An 18,819-nucleotide genomic window follows, 5' to 3' on the forward strand; every position below is an offset into this window, starting at 1 on the left:
CGCTCGCCGGACCGAGGGGGACCACCGACTCCTGAGCAGGTGGCAGGCTGTGCCTCGTGCGGTATCGAGAGTTCTGGCAGCTGGTCGACGAGGTCCTCGGTGCTGCCCACGGACGGGAGCTGACGCGCGAGCTCGTGCTCGGCGGCCTCGACCAGCGCACGGCGGTCCAGGCGCTCGAGGACAACGTCGAGCCGCGCGACGTCTGGCACGCTCTGTGCGACGAGCTCGAGATCCCCGAGAACGCACGCTGGGGCACGGACGCCCGCCGCCCGGCGCCACCCCGGTCCTGAGGAGAGAACCCGACGATGACGTCCCCGGCCGGCCGGCGCATGCGCGCGTGGGTGCCCACCTTGCAGGACCTCGGCGAAGCCCTCCTCACGCTCGCGACGACGACGCTGGGGCTGGCGGTCGCGGTGTGGCTCATCGACGGGGTGCGGTCCGACAACCCCGGCGCGATCGTGGCGGCCGCGTTCGTCGTCGCGCTCGGTGACCTGCTGCTCGGCGCGCCCCTGCGGTTCCTCGCGCGGCGGGGCAGCGCCGTGCTCGCCCTCGGGCTGGGCCTGCTCGCGCAGGTCGCGGTGCTGTGGCTCGCGCTCGCGGTCGTCCCCGGGATCTCCGCCGACGACGTGTGGGACGTCCTCGCCGTCCTGGTGCTGACCGCGGTCGTCATGGCGATCGGTCGCTGGATCATGGGGGCGAACGACAGCGACTACGTGGTCTCGGTCCTCGTGCGCCGCGCGCGCCGGCACGCCCGCCGCCAGGGGATCGTCGAGCCCAGCGCGGGAGCGCCGCGCCGGGGCGGGATGCTCGTGGTGCAGTTCGACGGCGTCGCGGCCCCCGTGCTGCGCGAGGCCATCGAGGCGGGGCTGGCCCCGAACATCCAGCGCTGGATCACGAACGGCGACCACGTCCTCGAGGACTGGTGGGCCCGGATCCCGTCGACCACCCCCGCGAGCCAGGCCGGCCTGCTGCACGGCGACTCCGGTCAGATCCCGGCGTTCCGCTGGTGGGACCGAGACCTCGGTCGCCTCGTCGTGACCAACCATCCGGAGGACGCGGCGCTCGTCGAGGGGCGGCTCACGACGGGCAAGGGGCTGCTCGCCGGCGGCGGGTCGGCCATCTCGACCATGTTCTCCGGGGACGCCACGACCGCGTACGTCGTGATGAGCCGCTCTCGTACCAAGGGCCCCGACGGCGGCCTCGGGCCGGGACCGGCGTACGTGCGCTTCTTCGCCAGCCCGTTCGTCCTGGCGCGTGCGGTCACGGTCTCGGCCGCCGAGATGGTCAAGGAGCTCTACCAGGCGCGGCGCCAGCGCGTGCGCGACGTGCAGCCGCGCATCTCGCGCGCCGGCTGGTACGTCGTCCTGCGCGGCATCAGCAACGTCCTGCTCCGCGACCTGAACACGTCACTGGTGGCCGAGGCGCTCCTGCGCGGCGACCCGACGATCTACGTCGACCTCGTCGACTACGACGAGATCGCCCACCACGCCGGACCGACCCGGCCCGAGTCGCTGCGGTCGCTGGAGGGGCTGGACCGTGTGCTCGGCACGCTCGAACGCGTGATCGCCGTCGCACCGCGCGACTACCAGATCGTGGTGCTGTCCGACCACGGGCAGGCCCTCGGCGCGACCTACGAGCAGCTCGGTGGCGAGACGCTCCTCGACACCGTGCGTGGCCTCATGGCCGAACCGGGCGCGGACGGGGTCGACAGCGGCACCGGTGAGGACTGGGGACCCCTGAACGCGCTGGTCAACAGCGCGCTGAACCTGACCCGCGGCACCGCCGTCCTGGGTCCCGACCAGGGCCGGCCCAAGCAGCAGGACGCGGACGACCTGCCGGACGTGGTCACCGTCGGGTCGGGCAACCTCGGCCTGGTGTGGTTCCCGCGGGTGGCGCAGCGCCTCACGCTCGAGGACTTCCAGGAACGCTGGCCGGGCCTGGTCACCGGCCTGGCGGCCCGGCCGGGCGTCGGGGTGGTCGTCGTCGACACGGCGGACCGCGGACTCGTCGCCATCGGGCCGCGCGGGCTCGTCCTGCTCGAGCAGGACGATGCCGAGCCGGAGGGCGAGGACCCGCTCCTGCCCTACGGCCCGCGCGGCCGGCCGGACCTGCTGCGCGCCGCGCGGCTGCCGCACACGGGCGACCTGCTGCTCATCTCCACGGTCGGCGAGACCGGCCACGTGCACGCGTTCGAGGGGCAGGTCGGCTCGCACGGCGGCATCGGCGGGGCGCAGAACCACGCGTTCGTGCTGCACCCGACGCGCTGGCTGATGGACGACGAGCTGCGTGAGCCGGTGGGCGACGACGAGATCCTCGTGGGTGCCGAGTCCGTGCACGAGCAGCTGATCCGCTGGGCCGCCGCGGAGGGCCTTCGACCGTGACGCTGCGGTTCCGGTGGCTCGGGCACGCGAGCATGGTGCTCGACCTGGACGGCGTCCGGCTGCTGACCGACCCGCTGCTGCTGCGTCACGCGGGCCTGCTGCGGCGACGGGGGGCCGCACCGCGACCGGCCGACTGGGCGGGTCCGGCCGCCGTTCTGCTGTCCCACCTGCACCACGACCACGCCGAGCTGGGGTCGTTGCGGCAGCTGCCGGGTACTCCGGTGCTCACCGCGCCCGCCAACGCCCGGTGGCTCCGTGCGCGGGGGATCGCCGGCGCCCACGGGCTCATGGACACCGAGTGGTGGGACGTGCCGGGGTCGTCGGTGCGGGTGCGGCTCGTGCCCGCCGAGCACATCCACCGCCCGATGCCGCACCGGCCGAACGCTGCCAACGGCTTCCTGGTGACCACGCCCACGTACCGGATCTGGTTCGCCGGCGACACCTCGCCGTTCGCTGCGATGGCCGACCTGCCTGCGCTCGCGGGCGGCCCCATCGACCTGGCGCTCGTCCCGGTGGGCGGCTGGGGGCCGCGGCTGTCCGGTGGGCACATGGATCCCGTGCAGGCCGCGCGGGCCTGCGTCGTCGTCGGTGTGCGAGAGGCCGTCCCGGTGCACTGGGGGACCCTGCACGCACCGGTGTCGCGACGCCTCCCGCCGGGGTGGATGGACCGCGCCGGGCCGGCGTTCGCGCACGCGGCCGCCCGCGTGGCGCCGGACCTGACGGTGCACGTGGTGTCGCCCGGAGAGCAGCTGGAGCTGTCCTGAGCCCTCTGCTGGGCTCGCCTCGTGGCGGGTCTTGGCTTTTCCGCGACACGCCCGGCGTGTCGGCGGCGCTCGAACATCTGTTCGGTATGGTGGGTCCTGCGAGCGGCCGAGCCGTCCACAGCCCCTGCGGAACGCAGGGACGAGGGTGGCCCGGTCGGGATGTCGGTGGTCGGACATAGCGTCGCTCGTGACAAGGACCAGCCCCCGTACCGCAGCACGCGCTGCTCGAGACAGACGAGGTCGGACATGCCCGCACCACAGGATCGCGAAAAGGCCCTCGAGGCAGCACTGAGCCAGATCGACCGCCAGTTCGGCAAGGGATCGATCATGCGCCTCGGCGACGACGGGCGGGCCCCGGTCGAGGTCATCCCCACCGGATCGATCGCGCTGGACGTCGCGCTCGGCATCGGCGGGCTGCCCCGCGGCCGCGTCGTGGAGATCTACGGCCCGGAGTCCTCGGGCAAGACCACGGTGGCCCTGCACGCGGTCGCCAACGCGCAGCGCGCCGGCGGCATCGCGGCATTCATCGACGCGGAGCACGCGCTGGACCCCGAGTACGCCAAGAAGCTCGGCGTGGACACGGACGCGCTGCTCGTCTCCCAGCCGGACACCGGTGAGCAGGCGCTCGAGATCATGGACATGCTGATCCGCTCCGGCGCGATCGACATCGTGGTCATCGACTCGGTCGCGGCCCTCGTGCCCAAGGCCGAGATCGAGGGTGAGATGGGTGACAGCCACGTCGGTCTGCAGGCGCGGCTCATGTCGCAGGCCCTGCGCAAGATCACCGGTGCGCTCAGCCAGTCCGGCACCACGGCCATCTTCATCAACCAGCTGCGCGAGAAGATCGGCGTGTTCTTCGGCTCGCCCGAGACCACCACCGGCGGCAAGGCGCTGAAGTTCTACGCCTCCGTGCGCCTCGACATCCGTCGCATCGAGACCCTCAAGGAGGGCACCGAGGCGGTCGGCAACCGGACCCGCGTCAAGGTGGTCAAGAACAAGATGGCGCCGCCCTTCAAGCAGGCGGAGTTCGACATCCTCTACGGCGTCGGCATCTCTCGCGAGGGCAGCCTCATCGACATGGGCGTGGAGCACGGCTTCGTGCGCAAGTCGGGTGCCTGGTACACGTACGAGGGCGACCAGCTGGGTCAGGGCAAGGAGAACGCCCGGAGCTTCCTCAAGGACAACCCGGACCTGGCCGACGAGCTCGACAAGAAGATCAAGGAGAAGCTCGGCATCGGCGCGCGGCTCGACGCGCCCGCGGACGCCCCGGCGCCTGTCGACTTCTGAGCCACATGACGTTCCAGACGGGCCGGCGGGGGCGGGGCGGCGACGAGCCGCCCCCGGTCGGCGCGGCTGCGCAGGACGTCGAACCGGACCAGGAGTCCGTGGCGCGTGCCATTGCGCTGCGGCTCCTGACCGGTGCGGCACGCAGCAGGGCCCAGGTCGCCGAGGCGATGGCCCGCAAGGATGTGCCGGACGTCGTCGCCCAGAAGGTGCTCGACCGGTTCACGGAGGTCGGGCTGATCGACGATGCCGAGTTCGCGCGGATGCTCGTGCGGACGCGGCACGCCGAACGCGGGCTGTCGCGGCGTGCGATCGCCGTCGAGCTGCGGCGCAAGGGGATCGACGACGAGCTCGCGGGTGCGGCGCTCGAGGAGGTCGACAGCGACGACGAGGAGACCGCGGCGCGCGCGCTCGTCCGCCGCAAGCTCGCCGCGACGGCGTCGCTGGACGCCCAGACGCGGGCGCGACGCACCTACGCCGCGTTGGGGCGCAAGGGGTATCCGTCGGGCCTCGTGTCCCGGCTGGTGCGCGAGGAGCTCGCCGCGGCGGTCGGGGACGAGCTCGACGAGGCCGCTCTGCCGTCCTGAACGGTCGGCCGGCCGACCCGGTCGCGCGGCTGGGCGCGTCGACCGGCCCCTTGTTGGGGAGACGGTCGACGCTCGGGGGCGATTCAGGGCCCGGATTGGTCGGGAATCGCCCGGCACCGTCCGGCGATGTTTCGACGTGTGCGCTCTTCACCTGCGAGAGAATGGTCGCCGGCACATGCATCAGGACCGTGCCTGACGCAGCGTGACGACGACGGAGGATGACGCAGTGGACTCAAGCGCCCTGGCAACCGTCGTCGGCCTGCTCGGTGCGTGCCTCGTCGCCCTCGTCCTGGTGCTCGTCGCCCGCCGCGAGGCCGGACTCCAACGGGACCGGGCGGCAGACGACGTCGCTGCCATCAAGGACGAGGCCCGCGCGCTGCTTGCGGACGCCGAGCGCCGGGACCGACGGGTGACGGAACGCGAGCAGGTGCTCGCCGCCGAGCGGGCCGAGGTCGACGAGCTGCAGCGCACGAGCCGTGCCCGCGCCGACGCGGTCGCCCACGACCAGCGCGAGGCGGCCCGCCTGCGCGACGAGCTCGACCGGGAGGTCGCCCGCAAGCTCGCGGATGCTGATCGTGCGGTACGCGCCGAGCTCGAGTCGGCGTCCGGGCTCACGGAGCACGACGCGCGCGCGGAGCTGACGCGACGGATCGCGGCGCAGGCGGAGAACGACGCCGCCGCCCAGGTGCGGCGTGCCGAGGCCCAGGCACGCCGGACGGCGGAGTCGCGGGCGCGCCGGATCGTTACCACGGCGGTACAGCGACTGGCGGTCGCGACGAGCTCGCAGGCGGCGATCACCGTCCTGCCGCTGCCGTCGGACGAGATGAAGGGCCGCATCATCGGCAAGGAGGGCCGCAACATCAGGTCCTTCGAGGCGTTGACCGGCGTGAACGTCCTGGTCGACGACCAACCCGACTCGGTGGTGCTCTCCTGCTACGACCCGGAGCGGCGCGAGGTGGCGCAGGTGGCGCTCGAGGCGCTCATGGCGGACGGTCGGATCCACCCCCAGCGCATCGAGCAGGCGTACGCCGAAGCGGTGGCGAGCGCGGACGAGCGCACGGAGTCGGCCGGTCACGACGCGGCAGAACGGGTCGGCATCACGGGGCTGCATCCGACGCTCGTCCGCACGCTCGGGCGGCTCCGTCTGCGCACGTCCTACGGGCAGAACGTGCTCGAGCACCTGGTGGAGACCAGCCTCCTGGCGGCCGCGATCGCCGCGGAGATCGGCGCGGACGTCGAGGTCACGCGGCGGGGCGCGTTCCTGCACGACCTCGGCAAGGCGCTGACGTCGGAGGTGCCCGGGACCCACGCGACCGTGGGCGCGGACCTGGCCCGTCGCCATGGCGAGTCTCCGGCGGTCGTTAACGCGATCGCAGCGCACCACGACGAGGTCCCGCCGGAGACGATCGAGGCGGTGCTGGTGCAGGTGGCCGACGCCATCTCCGCGGCACGCCCCGGGGCGCGCCGAGAGGAGCTCGACCAGTACGTCGAGCGGATCGACAAGCTCGAGCAGCTGGTCGCCGCCCACGCCGGCGTGCGCCGCGCGCTCGCCATGTCCGCCGGCCGTGAGGTCCGGGTGGTCGTCGAGCCGTCCGAGGTGGACGACTATGCGCTCCCGCAGCTCGCCGTCGCGATCGCCCGGCACATCGAGTCCGACCTCGCGTACCCCGGGGAGATCAAGGTGACGGTCGTCCGCGAGATCCGGGCCAGCGCCACGGCCGGCTGATCGCGACCGCAGTTCGGGACCTCCCCTTTTCGGACTGCTCGGCACGCGGCCGTACCCTTGGCCGTGATGTCCACCAGCCTGCTGCCCACCGCGACCGCCGAAGCCGCCCTCGGTCCGTCGGTCGCGCGCACGTATCTGGTCAAGACGCTCGGGTGCCAGATGAACGTGCACGACTCGGAGCACATGGCCGGCATGCTCGAGCAGGCGGGGTACGTGGCGGCGAGCCCGGCCGACGCCGCCGCGGAGGACGCCGACGTCATCGTCATCAACACGTGCGCGGTCCGCGAGAACGCTGCCGACAAGCTCTACGGAAACCTGGGCCGGCTCGCCGGCACCAAGCGGGCCCGCCCGGGCATGCAGATCGCCGTGGGCGGCTGCCTCGCGCAGAAGGACCGCGCGGGGATCGTGGAGCGGGCGCCGTGGGTCGACGTCGTCTTCGGCACCCACAACCTGGACGTCCTGCCGGTCCTGCTCGAGCGGGCGCGCCACAACGCCGAGGCGCAGGTCGAGATCGAGGAGTCCCTCAAGGTCTTCCCCTCCACGCTGCCGACGCGTCGCGAGTCCGTCTACGCGGGCTGGGTGTCCATCAGTGTCGGGTGCAACAACACCTGCACGTTCTGCATCGTGCCGCACCTGCGCGGCAAGGAGCGCGACCGCCGGCCGGGAGAGATCCTGGCCGAGGTCGAGGCACTGGTGGGGCAGGGGGCCGTCGAGGTCACGCTGCTCGGGCAGAACGTCAACTCCTACGGTGTCGGCTTCGGCGACCGCGGCGCGTTCGCCAAGCTCCTGCGTGCGGCGGGCGCGATCGAGGGGCTGGAGCGCCTGCGGTTCACGTCGCCGCACCCGGCCGCGTTCACCGACGACGTCATCGAGGCGATGGCGCAGACACCGACCGTGATGCCGCAGCTGCACATGCCGCTGCAGTCCGGCTCGGACCGCATCCTGCGCGCGATGCGGCGGTCCTACCGGTCCGACAAGTTCCTCGGCATCCTCGACCGTGTCCGCGCGACCATGCCCGACGCCGCGATCACCACCGACATCATCGTGGGCTTCCCCGGCGAGACCGAGGACGACTTCGCGGAGACGTTGCGGGTGGTCGAGGCCTCGCGGTTCGCCTCCGCGTTCACGTTCCAGTACTCGCCGCGGCCCGGCACCCCCGCGTTCGACCTGCCCGACGAGCTGCCGAAGTCGGTCGTCCAGGAGCGCTACGTGCGCCTGGCGGAGCTGCAGGACCGGATCTCGCTGGAGGAGAACCGGGCACAGGTCGGCCGCACGGTCGAGGTGCTGGTCGCCGAGACCGAGGGCCGCAAGGACGGTGCGTCGCACCGGCTCACGGGCCGCGCCGCAGACAACCGCCTGGTCCACCTCGCCGTGCCCGACGGGGGCGAGGTCCCGCGTCCCGGCGACCTGGTGAGCGTCGACGTGACCTACGCCGCGCCGTACCACCTGGTCGCCGACTCTGCCCTGGTGCCGGGTGGCACGTTCGCCGTGCGCCGCACCCGAGCGGGCGACGCGTGGGACCGTCGGCAGGGGACCGCGGTCGAGCACGGCCACGGCGGTACGGCCGACGCGTGCGGCACCGGCGGACCCGCGGGTCCGGTGGCGCTCGGCCTCCCGACGATCGGCACGCACCGCTAGTCGGTCCAGGCGCAGGCGAGGGGCTCACTGCGGTGCCCCCAGCGCGTCCTGTGGGGTCGACCGCGTCTGTGAGGGCATACATGTTGGCCGTCATGCCCCGATATGACAAGGGATGTCTTGTGCGCCCGAAGCGCGGTAGTTTGCCCGCAGTGCGCTGAGCGTACTCACCGGTAGCACACAGCAAGGAGAGTTTCGATGCGCCGTCGCGGGCAACTTCGGGTCCTGTCCATCTGTGCCTCGACGGTCCTGGTGACCGCCGCGACCGTGACCGCGGGCTTCGCTGCCCCGCCACCGGACACGGGCCCGTTCACCGCGACGGCACTCACGCCGGACGGACGCACGATCCAGACCGCGAAGGCCCCCAGCGCGAAGATCGCGGCGAGCGACCCCACCCTGCTCACCAGCACGGACGGCGCGTCGACCACGATCATGGTCAAGCTCGACTACGACGCGGCAGCGGCCTACGCGGGTGGCGTCGACGGCCTCGCGGCAACCAGCCCGGAGGTCACCGGCAAGCACCTGCGCACGAGTGACCCAGCTGTGTCGACCTACCTCAAGCACGTCGACAGCCAGGCGGCGGCGGCGGCGAAGGCGATCAAGGTCGTCGTGCCCTCGGCCACCGTGACCGGCACGTTCAACGTCGCCTACGGCGGTCTGGCGGTCACGCTGCCCGAGAACCGCGCGAAGGACCTGCTCGCGATCCCGTCCGTGGCCGCCGTCCAGGTCGACGCCGTCAACCACATCCAGACGGACGTGGCGACGACGGCGGGGGTCTCCGCGTCGGTGCAGACCGCGTCGGGTGCACCGCCGCAGAACGGCACCTCGGGGTTCATCGGCGCGGACAAGGTCTGGCCGTCGCTGGGCGGGCGTGACCACGCCGGTCAGGGCCAGATCATCGGGGTCATCGACACGGGCATCTGGCCCGAGCACCCGATGCTCAAGGACGTCGGGCTGCCCAAGCCGGCGGGCGGCCCGTGGGCGTGCCAGTTCGGTGACGGGTCGGCAGACCTCGGCGCCGCGTTCACCTGCAACAACAAGCTCATCGGCGCGTACACGTTCCTCGCCACCAACCTCGCGGTCGGCGGCGTCGGAGCCGGCGAGTACTGCGTCTCGGTGACCCGCTGCTCGGCACGTGACGCCGAGGGCCACGGCACGCACACGGCGACGACCGCCGCGGGCAGCTACGTGGCCAGCGCACCCATGCTCGGGACCGACCGGGGACCGGTCAGTGGCATCGCCCCCGGAGCGTCGGTCATCTCGTACAAGGTCTGCTCGTCGGCGGCCGGCTGCTACTCGTCCGACTCGGTCGCGGCGGTCCAGCAGGCGATCCTGGACGGTGTCGACGTCATCAACTTCTCCATCGGCGGCGGCGCGTCCCCCTACACCGACCCGGTCGAGCTGGCGTTCCTCGACGCCACCGCGGCGGGGATCAACGTCAACGCGTCCGCCGGGAACGACGGACCGGGAGCCGCCACCGCCGAGCACGGTGGCCCGTGGGTCACGACGGTCGGCGCGTCGACCTCGAACCGCGCGTTCTCCTCGACCCTCACGCTCGCGTCGTCGGACGGTGCCACGTACAGCAAGGCCGGCGCGACGGTCACGTCGGGCATCCCGGCCACGCCGGTCGTGCTGGCCGCGGCGGTGCCCGGCTACACGGGCGGACCGCTCTGCCTGACGCCTTTCGCACCGGGGTCGGTGACCGGTCAGGTCGTGGTGTGCGAGCGAGGCACCAACGGCCGCATCGAGAAGGGGTTCAACGCGTCCAAGGGCGGCGCCGCGGGGATGATCCTCTACAACCCGACGGCGAGCGACACCGAGACGGACAACCACTTCCTGCCGGCCATCCACCTCGAGGGTCCGAACGACGACCTGCTCGCCTTCCTCGGTGCCCACCCCGGTGTGACCGCCACCTGGGCCGCCGGGCAGGTCGTGGCCGCCCAGGGCGACGTCATGGCCGGGTTCAGCTCCCGGGGCCCGCTCGGTGACTTCATCAAGCCCGACGTCACCGCACCGGGTGTCCAGGTGCTCGCCGGCAACACGCCGACGCCGGTCAGCGTCGACTCCGGCCTGCCGGGGCAGCTCTACCAGGCGATCGCGGGCACGTCGATGTCCAGCCCGCACGCCGCAGGCGTCTCGCTCCTGGTCCGGGCCGCGCACCCGAGCTGGAAGCCGGCGCAGGTCAAGTCGGCGCTCATGACGTCGTCGCTCCAGGCGGTCGTCAACGCCGACGGGACGGCGGCGGGGGTCTTCGACCGCGGCGCCGGCTCCATCCGGGCCGACCGGGCCGTCGCGCCGACGGTGACGTTCGGCTGGGGCACGAAGGCGATCACCGACGTCCTCACGGACGCCAAGCACCGGGTCGACCTCAACCTGCCGAGCGTCGAGGTGAACCCGCTCCCGGGCGCCGTGACGACGACCCGCACGGCCATGAACGTGTCGGGGGCGACCCAGACGTTCACGGTGACGGCGACCGGCGCGGACGGCCTCAAGATCGTCGTGAGCCCGTCGACGTTCACGCTGGCCGCGAACGCCAAGCAGAAGCTGTCGGTCCTCGTCGACGGCACCGCCACGGCGCTGGGGTGGCACACCGGGCAGATCACGGTGAAGCCGACCAAGGGCATCCCGGCGGTCCTTCCCGTCGCGGTGAACACCGGTGACGCGGCGATCACGCTGGCCCAGACCTGTGCACCGACCACGATCGCCGTCGGCGCCCTGACCAGCTGCACGGTCACCGCGACCAACACGCTGCCGGTCGAGGCGAAGGCGAAGGTCGCCGTGTCGTCGCTGGCCGGGCTCCCCATCACCACGGTGGGGGCCCCGGCGAAGAAGACCGCGCTGGGAGCGGTCTGGAGCGGCACGCTCAGCGCGTCGCTGCCGCCGACGATCACCTCGATCGTCCCGGGCGCGTCCCCGGCCGGCGGATACCTGCCGCTCTCACTGTTCGGGTTCGCTCCGCTCGCCGGCGTGGGTGACGAGACCATCACGAACGTCACCGTCCCGGCCTTCTTGTACGGCTCCGAGACGTACACCCGGATCGGGATCGACTCCAACGGCTACGTGGTCGTCGGGGGTGGGACGTCGGAGGACAACAACTGCTGCAACGTGACGCCGTTCCCGAACACGGCGCGACCGAACAACGTCCTCGCGCCGTACTGGACCGACCTCGACGCGTCGACCACGGGAGCAGCCGTGCGTGCCGGCACCCTGACGGACGGCACGAACAGCTGGATCGTCGTCGACTACAACGCGGTCCCGGAGTTCGGGACGACCGCGCCGAACTCGTTCCAGATCTGGATCCAGACCGGTGGCACCGAGGGCATCTCCTACGCCTACGGTGCGCTCAGCCCGATCAGCTCGGACCTGGGCGCGGGGGCAGAGAACCGGGACGGGACGAGCGGCGCGAACATCACGCCGGTGGCCGACGGCCAGTTCGTCGTCACGACCGCGGGTCCGACGCCGGGCGGGTCCGTGACGTTCGGGTACACAGCGACGGGCGTGACCAAGGGGAGCTACTCCTTGGCGGCACAGCTGACCTCGCCCCTGCTGAGGACGACGTCGATCGCGCCGGTCGCGATCAAGGTCACCAAGTAGGCCAACCGATGCCGAGCGCGCCACGCACGTGGCGCGCTCGGCACCGACGGGCTCCGGGGCGGCCTCAGTTGTCCGGGACGTCCGGCGGCGTCGTGTCGTCGCGGGGGAGCAGCACGTCGAGCGTCGAGAACATCTGGACGCCCGTGCCCAGCCCGCACGCGAGCAGCTGGGCCAGCTGGATATCCGTGACGCCGGGTTCGAAGTCCGCCGACACCTCGCTGTAGAGGGCCAGGACGCCCTCCTCCTCGCGCAGGTACGCCTTGGGCCAGATCCGCTCGCGGTTCCAGTCGTTGACTGCCAGCGCGGCGGCCGCGCGCTGGTCCAGCGGCAGGCCGCGATGCCACCGTCCGCGGACCTGCAGGATCTCCTGCTGCTCACCGAGCATGAGGAACCAGAACCGGCTGCCGTCCCACGTGCCGGTGAGGTCGCCGTCGTCGTCCACGACGAACCGGTATCCGCGGCCGACCAGGTAGTCCGCGATGCGCTCGCGGGTCAGCAGGTAGGGCGGCTCGTCACCCGGGATGGGTTTCTTGGTCGGCTTGGGCAGCCCGCCCAGCACCCGCAGCAGCCACCCGGGGCCGCTCACGGCGCGACTCCCGCCGGGTCGGGATAGCGCTCGTCGAGTGCGTCGAAGAACATGCTCCCCGTCGACAGGCCGCAGAAGAGCATCTGGCTGAGCTGGGCGTCGGTGGCGCCGTGCTCCAGGTCCGTCGCCACCTCGGACACCACGTGGATCCGGCCGTTGTCCCGGACGCGGACGTACGCCTTGGGCCAGATCCGGTCGGCGTTCCACTCGTTGCAGATGTCGAGCAGCTCTTCCAGCCGCTCGATGGCGACCTCGCGGTGCCACTGGCCGCGGATCTGCAGGATCTCGGAGTCCTCACCGAAGAGGAAGAAGTAGAAGAGCCGTCCACGCCACAGGCCACCGAGATCGCCGTCGTTGTCGACGAAGTACGAGAACGCGTTGTCCGTCATCCAGGCCGCGATCCGTGCCGGGGAGACATCCGTCGGCAGGTCGGTCGAGGACTCGGCGACCCCCAGCTCCTTGGCCAGGAGCTCGGCGACGCGGTCGTGGAGCTCCTCGTCGTCCGTCGGGATCGGGATGACCTGCCCCCCTTCCGAGGGGCGCGCCCGGCCGCGGAACCAACGCCGCGCACGATCCCCGAACGAGCTCATGCGCACGACCATACCGGCGGGCGCGCCCGTTGCGGGTTGGAGTGACCAGAGTCCCTCCGTCCGGCCGCTACGGTCGGTCCATGCTCGTCGGCGCCGCACTGATCCCGGACACCGCGACCCTCGTGGACGGCGCTACCGGCGACGCCGGCCCGGTCCACGGCCTGCTCGTGCCCACCCTCACGGCGATCACGCAGGTCCTGGCGTCGAACCCCGACGTCGTCGTGGTCGTCGCACCCGGTGCGTCGGACCGGGTGCTCGGTGGCTCGGTGAGCACCTCGCTCGCCGCGGCGGGCATCCCGGACGACCAGGTCCGGTGGCCCACCGTCCACGTCACCCTGGAGGACGACGGGGGCGGTCTCGTGCAGCCGTCGATCGCCAGCGCGGTCGCCCTGCACGTGGTCCGACGTGCGGGTCGGGAGCGCGGGATCCGGGTCGTCGAGGTGACGCCCGCACCGGGCGGCGTCGGGCTGGCGGATCTGGGCCGAATGCTCGCCCAGGACCGACCTACCGCTCTGGTCGTGGTCGGCTCCGGCAGCGGCCGGCACGGACCGGACGCCCCGCTGGCCGACGACGTCCGGGCACCCGCGTACGACGCGGCGCTCCTGACCGACCTTGCCGACGCGGGACCGGACGCACGGGCCCGGCTCGCCTCGTCGGAGCCCGGTCTGGCCGCGGAGCTCGCCGTGCGCGGCTGGGCGCCGTGGCAGGTCCTGCTGGGCGCGGCGGGCGACCAGCCGGTGGAGGCGCGCCTGCTCGCCGAGGAGGTCGTGCTCGGGGCGCAGCACGCCGTGCTCGTCTGGACGGTCGGCGGCACCGGCACCCGCACCAGCACCGGCATGGGCACGGCGTGAGGCCGCACCGCCGGTAAAGTCTGCGTTGCCCACCAACACCCGCGGCCCCGCCCGGACGGATCCCACGAGGTACCGATGTCTGCCGAGAACACCGAGCCCACCCTGCCGCCCCTGGCGATCGAGCGGGCCGCGGCCCTGCTGGATGCGCAGGGTGCCAAGTACGGGACGGACGACGACGGTGACCTGTTCGCCGCCTGGGACGGGAACCCGTTCTGGTTCATGGTCGTCGGTGCCGACAGGACGTACTTCCAGGTGCGCGGCCGCTGGGGCCACACGGTCCCGCGGACCGAGCTGGGCAGCATGCTCATCGCGTGCAACGAGTGGTCGCAGCAGATGCTCTGGCCCAAGGTCTACGTGAAGTCCGACGAGGACGAGATCGCCGTCTACTCCGAGCACACCATCGCGTGGGACCGCGGCGTCACCGACGAGCAGCTCGACCTGCACCTCTCGACCGCCATCGGCTCGTCGCTCGGGTTCTTCCGCGAGATGACCAAGCGGTTCGTCCCGGAGACGCCGAGCACGCCGATCGCGTACGACGACCCCGCTCGGATCACCTTCGAGTGACGCTCGTCGTCGCGGTCGTCGGCCCCACCGCGACCGGCAAGTCGGATCTGGCGCTGGCGCTGGCGCAGGCGCTGGGCGGTGAGGTGGTCAACGCCGACGCCATGCAGCTGTACCGCGGCATGGACATCGGCACGGCCAAGGTGCCGCTCGACGAGCGCCGCGGCATCCCGCACCACCTGCTGGACGTCCTCGACCCGCACGAGGACGCGTCGGTGGCGGACTACCAGGCCCGCGCCCGGACCGCGTTCGACCAGATCGAGGCCCGTGGCCATCGCGCGGTGGCGGTCGGCGGGTCGGGCCTCTACGTGCGGGCGCTGCTCGACCACATGGACTTCCCCGGCACGGACGCGCAGGTGCGTGCCGCGCTGGAGGAGCGCGTCGAGGCGGAGGGTGCGCGGGCGCTGCACGCCGAGCTCGCCGCGGCCGACCCGGTGGCCGCCGAGGGCATCGGGCCGCGCAACGCACGCCGGATCGTGCGCGCGCTCGAGGTGATCGCCCTGACAGGCCGGAAGTACTCCGCGTCGCTGCCACAGCACGTCTACGAGGTGCCGGCGGTGCAGATCGGGCTCGACTGCGACCGCGCGGTGCTGGACGACCGCATCGCCGGCCGGGTCGAGCGGATGAGGAACGCCGGACTTGTCGACGAGGTCGAGGCGCTCCTGGCGAGCGGCCTGGGCCGGACAGCGTCGCGGGCGGTCGGGTACGCCGAGATACTGGCGATGCTGCGCGGCGAGCTGGGCGAGGACGAGGCGTTCGAGGCGATCGCGGCGGGCACCCGACGGCTCGCGCGCAAGCAGATGGGCTGGTTCGGCCGCGACCCGCGCGTGCACTGGCTGGACGCCCAGGACCCGGGCCTCGTGGAGCGCGCCCTCGGCCTCGTGTCCGACGCCGACGCGGGCGATCTCGGACCGGCCACCGAGGACCCCGCTCCGCGACGTAGCCTGGGCTCATGACCGCTGTGGCGACCTCGACGCTGCACGTGACCAAGGGCCACGGGACGCAGAACGACTTCGTGCTGCTCGACGACCGTCAGGGCGTGGTCGACCTGACCGCCCACCTGGTCCGCGAGCTGGCCGACCGCCGCGGTGGTCTGGGCGGCGACGGCGTGATCCGCGTGATCGGGACGGAGCACCTGCCCGAGGGCGCCGCCGTCCTGGCCGAGGAGCCCGGAGCGCGCTGGTTCATGGACTACCGCAACGGCGACGGTTCCGTCGCGGAGATGTGCGGCAACGGCGTGCGGGTGTTCGCCGCCTACCTCGAGCGGCTCGGCCTGTGGGACTCGGTCGCCGAGCTCGCGGTCGGCACCCGTGCGGGCGTCAAGCGGGTTCGTCGGGTCGCGGTGCCTGAGGGTATCGGCGACGACGTCTGGTACGCCGTCGACATGGGCCGCTGGTTCCTGCCGGGAGGCGAGGCCGCCGTGGCGAACGGCGTCGACGCCGAGGTGCTCGTCGCCGGGGTCGACGTCGCCCGTCCGGGGCTGAGCGTCGACGTGGGCAACCCGCACGTCGTTCTGGCGCTGCAGGACGAGGACGAGCTGACGGCCGCCGATCTCACGCGTGCACCGGTCGTGACCCCCGTCCCCGCTCATGGCACCAACGTGGAGCTGGTGGTGCCCCTCGGGGAGGACCGCGACCCTGACGGCACCGTGGTCGGCCTCGTGCGGATGCGGGTGCACGAGCGCGGGGTGGGCGAGACGCGCTCGTGCGGGACCGGCGCGTGCGCCGCCGCGCTCGCGGTCCGCTCCTGGGCGGGTGCCGGGGCACCGGACGTGTGGCTGGTAGAGGTGCCGGGCGGGACGGTGCGCGTCACGGTGCTGCCCGGCGGCAACGTCGAGCTGGCCGGCCCCGCGGTGCTCGTCGCGACCGCCGACGTCGACCTGTCGGCGCTGCGATGAGGCTCTCCGCCGAGGAGCTCGGCGCCCCGCTGGGCGAGCGTGCGACGGTCGTGCAGTTCTCCAGCACGTTCTGCGCGCCGTGCCGCGCCACCCGGCACGTCGTCGACCGCGCCGTCGCGACGAGCCACGGGGTGGCGCGCGTGGACCTGGACGTCGCCGAGCACACGGCCCTGGGCGAGCGCCTCGCGATCGACGTGACGCCGACGGTCCTCGTCCTCGACCCGACGGGCGAGGTCGTTCGCCGGGCGACGGGCGTCCCGACGCTCGCTCAGCTGCGCAGCGCGCTCGACGGCGCCGCGTCCGCGGTCTCGTCGACCTGACGCGCACGGACCCGCGGCGCGGTGCCGAGCGCACCCGCGGCGAACACCAGCGCGACCAGCAGGCTCGCGGTGAACGGCAGGTCGGGTGACGCCCCGGACCCGAGCACCGTGGTGAACGCGAGCCCGGTCAGCGCAAGGGCCAGCGCGGCGCCGATCGAGTCCGCGATCGACAGCGCGGAGCTGTGGGTGCCCTGGCTGCCGGGCGCCGAGTACGCCAGGACGAGCACGGTGAGCCGCGAATAGATCAGCCCCATGCCGGCGCCGGCCAGGGTCCAGCTCGCGATCGCCGCCGCCGGTGCGAGGTGCCCGACCGCGACCGTGGTCACGCCGGCGACCGCGACAACCACCAGCGCCGCGCCGAGCACGATCGCGTCGTGGCTGGTCAGCCGCTCACCCAGCCGGCCCTGCAGCCATGAGGTGGCCGCCCACGCGAGCGCCGCGAACGTCAGGGCGATGCCCGCGGTCGTCGGCGAGAAGCCGTACCGGTCGGTCAACAGGTACGGCAGGTAGACCTCGGCACCCGAGAAGCCGCCAGCCACCAGGGCGCGGGTCGCGATGACGGCGGGCAGGCCTCGGGCGGCCCGCAGCGTCCCGGCGGGCACCAGCGGGCGCAGGGCGACGATCGCGGTCGCCGCCGCCAGCCCCGCGACGACGAGGGACCAGGGCAGGTGCACGTAGACGGCGAGGTTCAGCCCGAGCACGGCGGCCGCGGCGAGCGTCGCCCACGCCAGGCGGCCGCGCTTCGGCGGTGCCGCGGGCGTGCCGGGCGCCCCGATCCGACGCACTGCGGGCAGGAGCACCAGCGAGACGGGCAGGACCAGGATGGCCACGCCGACGAACACCCATCGCCAGCCGATGTGCTGCGCGACGGCCCCGGCTGCGGCCGGGCCGACCAGCGACGGCAGGACCCACGCCGCCGAGAAGCCGCCGAAGACCCGCGGGTGCAGCAAGGCCGGGTAGAGCCGCGCGACGATGACGTACAGAGCGACGGTCATCGCGCCGCCGCCGACGCCCTGCACGAGGCGACCGAGGACCAGCACCCACATCGTCGGTGCCAGCCCGGCGACCAGGAGGCCCGCGGCGAACAGGACCACCGCCGCCGACAGCGGTGCCCGCGGGCCGTGCCGGTCGCACCACGTCCCGGCCACGACCATGCCGATGACCCCGGTGGCCAGCGGCCCGGCGAACGCGAACGCGTACAGCGACGTCCCGTCGAGCACACGGGAGACGGTCGGCATCACCGTGGTCACCGCGAACGCCTCGAACGCGACGAGGAAGATCAGGACGCACATGCTCCAGGTGGTCGGGCGCAGGCGCCGCCACTCGACCTCGGGATCGGTGCCGGCGGCGCTCACGACACCCTCAGGACGCGGAACCCCTTCGCGCTGGCGGTCCGCGTGACCGTCACGGGCAGCGCGTCGGCGAGCCAGCGCTGCAGCGAGTCCGCGCCGAGGTTCTTCCCGACGACCAGCTGCGCCTCGCCGCCGTCGGCCAGCCGCGGCAGCCAGCGCAGGAGCAGCTCGTGCAGCGCGTCCTTGCCCACCCGGATGGGCGGGTTGGACCAGAGGGCGGCGAACCGGACGCCGTCGGGGACGTCGTCGGGACGCGCCGCCGTGACGTTCGTGACTCCCACGCGCGTCGCGTTGCGCCTGACCAGGTCGAGCGCGCGCTCGTTGACATCGACGGCCCACACGCGCGCCGCCGGAGACTCCAGGGCGAGCGTGAGCGCGATCGGGCCCCAGCCGCAGCCGAGGTCGAGCAGGTCGCCCGTCACCGGGACGGCCGGCGCGTGGTCGAGGAGCACGCGTGTGCCCTGGTCGACGTGGTCGGGGGAGAAGATCCCGCCGGCCGTCTCCACCTCGACCTCCCGGCCGGCCAGGTGCACGCGCAGGACCCGGCGTTCGTCGGCGGACGCGGGCTGGGCGGTGAAGTAGTGGTCGTGCTCGCTCACGGCGCCGACCCTACCCACCCCGACGGGATCGGCCCGCAGCGAAATACCTCGGCCGCGCCGCGATGGCCGTGGGACCCTGGGTGCAGGCAACG

At 73.0% G+C, this 18,819-nt stretch carries 17 protein-coding genes; 13 read left to right on the plus strand and 4 right to left on the minus strand.

The window, feature by feature from the left end; genetic code table 11:
- Positions 1–56: 56 nt before the first annotated feature.
- The 8 genes from ACPPVS_RS07025 to ACPPVS_RS07060 all read left to right on the plus strand — a co-directional run bounded on the left by ACPPVS_RS07025 (position 57) and on the right by ACPPVS_RS07060 (position 11,971).
- On the plus strand, positions 57–290 hold the full coding sequence (locus ACPPVS_RS07025; RefSeq protein WP_426595311.1) for a DUF3046 domain-containing protein: 234 nt from the start codon (positions 57–59) through the stop codon (positions 288–290).
- Between the two features lie 15 nt (positions 291–305).
- Entirely contained in the window at positions 306–2,381 is a 2,076-nt protein-coding gene (locus tag ACPPVS_RS07030; RefSeq protein WP_426595312.1) for an alkaline phosphatase family protein, read from the plus strand.
- Positions 2,378–3,145 carry an MBL fold metallo-hydrolase gene (locus ACPPVS_RS07035; protein ID WP_426595313.1) on the plus strand — a complete coding sequence of 256 codons (768 nt, stop codon included), beginning with the start codon at positions 2,378–2,380 and terminating at the stop codon, positions 3,143–3,145. The genes ACPPVS_RS07030 and ACPPVS_RS07035 overlap by 4 nt, the downstream gene beginning before the upstream one ends.
- Positions 3,146–3,391: 246 nt before the next feature.
- Positions 3,392–4,432, plus strand: coding sequence for a recombinase RecA (gene recA / locus ACPPVS_RS07040; RefSeq protein ID WP_426595314.1), 1,041 nt, complete (start codon positions 3,392–3,394; stop codon positions 4,430–4,432).
- A gap of 5 nt (positions 4,433–4,437) precedes the next feature.
- Positions 4,438–5,016: a regulatory protein RecX gene (locus ACPPVS_RS07045; protein WP_426595315.1), complete on the plus strand. Its 579-nt coding sequence runs from the start codon at positions 4,438–4,440 to the stop codon at positions 5,014–5,016.
- A 226-nt stretch (positions 5,017–5,242) separates the two neighbouring features.
- On the plus strand, positions 5,243–6,742 hold the full coding sequence (gene rny, locus ACPPVS_RS07050; RefSeq protein WP_426595316.1) for a ribonuclease Y: 1,500 nt from the start codon (positions 5,243–5,245) through the stop codon (positions 6,740–6,742).
- Between the two features lie 66 nt (positions 6,743–6,808).
- Positions 6,809–8,380: a tRNA (N6-isopentenyl adenosine(37)-C2)-methylthiotransferase MiaB gene (gene miaB / locus ACPPVS_RS07055; RefSeq protein ID WP_426595317.1), complete on the plus strand. Its 1,572-nt coding sequence runs from the start codon at positions 6,809–6,811 to the stop codon at positions 8,378–8,380.
- Positions 8,381–8,575: 195 nt separating this feature from the next.
- Positions 8,576–11,971: a S8 family serine peptidase gene (locus tag ACPPVS_RS07060; RefSeq protein ID WP_426595318.1), complete on the plus strand. Its 3,396-nt coding sequence runs from the start codon at positions 8,576–8,578 to the stop codon at positions 11,969–11,971.
- Between the two features lie 64 nt (positions 11,972–12,035).
- On the opposite strand, the gene ACPPVS_RS07065 is transcribed toward ACPPVS_RS07060, so the two are convergent.
- Together ACPPVS_RS07065 and ACPPVS_RS07070 are read right to left on the minus strand one after the other, a co-directional pair.
- Positions 12,036–12,557, minus strand: a complete 522-nt coding sequence (locus tag ACPPVS_RS07065; RefSeq protein WP_426595319.1) for a YbjN domain-containing protein — start codon at positions 12,555–12,557, stop codon at positions 12,036–12,038.
- Positions 12,554–13,147: a YbjN domain-containing protein gene (locus tag ACPPVS_RS07070; RefSeq protein ID WP_426595320.1), complete on the minus strand. Its 594-nt coding sequence runs from the start codon at positions 13,145–13,147 to the stop codon at positions 12,554–12,556. Before ACPPVS_RS07070 ends, ACPPVS_RS07065 begins: the two co-directional genes overlap by 4 nt.
- 80 nt (positions 13,148–13,227) lie before the next feature.
- Here ACPPVS_RS07070 and ACPPVS_RS07075 point away from each other — a divergent pair, with 80 nt between their 5' ends.
- The 5 genes from ACPPVS_RS07075 to ACPPVS_RS07095 all read left to right on the plus strand — a co-directional run bounded on the left by ACPPVS_RS07075 (position 13,228) and on the right by ACPPVS_RS07095 (position 16,776).
- The gene (locus tag ACPPVS_RS07075; protein WP_426595321.1) at positions 13,228–13,998 is read left to right on the plus strand and encodes a hypothetical protein; all 771 of its coding nucleotides are present in this window, start codon (positions 13,228–13,230) and stop codon (positions 13,996–13,998) included.
- Positions 13,999–14,073: 75 nt separating this feature from the next.
- Positions 14,074–14,562, plus strand: a complete 489-nt coding sequence (locus ACPPVS_RS07080) for a YbjN domain-containing protein (protein WP_426595322.1) — start codon at positions 14,074–14,076, stop codon at positions 14,560–14,562.
- Positions 14,559–15,515 (plus strand): tRNA (adenosine(37)-N6)-dimethylallyltransferase MiaA, encoded by a 957-nt coding sequence (miaA, locus tag ACPPVS_RS07085; RefSeq protein WP_426595323.1) that lies wholly within the window; start codon positions 14,559–14,561, stop codon positions 15,513–15,515. Before ACPPVS_RS07080 ends, miaA begins: the two co-directional genes overlap by 4 nt.
- Positions 15,512–16,456, plus strand: a complete 945-nt coding sequence (dapF, locus tag ACPPVS_RS07090; protein WP_426595324.1) for a diaminopimelate epimerase — start codon at positions 15,512–15,514, stop codon at positions 16,454–16,456. Before miaA ends, dapF begins: the two co-directional genes overlap by 4 nt.
- The gene (locus tag ACPPVS_RS07095; protein WP_426595325.1) at positions 16,453–16,776 is read left to right on the plus strand and encodes a TlpA family protein disulfide reductase; all 324 of its coding nucleotides are present in this window, start codon (positions 16,453–16,455) and stop codon (positions 16,774–16,776) included. Before dapF ends, ACPPVS_RS07095 begins: the two co-directional genes overlap by 4 nt.
- On the opposite strand, the gene ACPPVS_RS07100 is transcribed toward ACPPVS_RS07095, so the two are convergent.
- Both ACPPVS_RS07100 and ACPPVS_RS07105 read right to left on the minus strand, forming a co-directional pair.
- A complete protein-coding gene (locus tag ACPPVS_RS07100; RefSeq protein WP_426595326.1) occupies positions 16,725–18,131 on the minus strand; it encodes an MFS transporter in 1,407 nt (468 codons plus the stop codon). The two genes, ACPPVS_RS07095 and ACPPVS_RS07100, sit on opposite strands and share 52 nt — an antisense overlap.
- On the minus strand, positions 18,128–18,727 hold the full coding sequence (locus ACPPVS_RS07105; protein WP_426595327.1) for a class I SAM-dependent methyltransferase: 600 nt from the start codon (positions 18,725–18,727) through the stop codon (positions 18,128–18,130). Before ACPPVS_RS07105 ends, ACPPVS_RS07100 begins: the two co-directional genes overlap by 4 nt.
- Positions 18,728–18,819: the final 92 nt, after the last annotated feature.

The organism is Cellulomonas sp. McL0617, assembly GCF_049994875.1.
Taxonomy (GTDB): Bacteria; Actinomycetota; Actinomycetes; order Actinomycetales; family Cellulomonadaceae; genus Cellulomonas.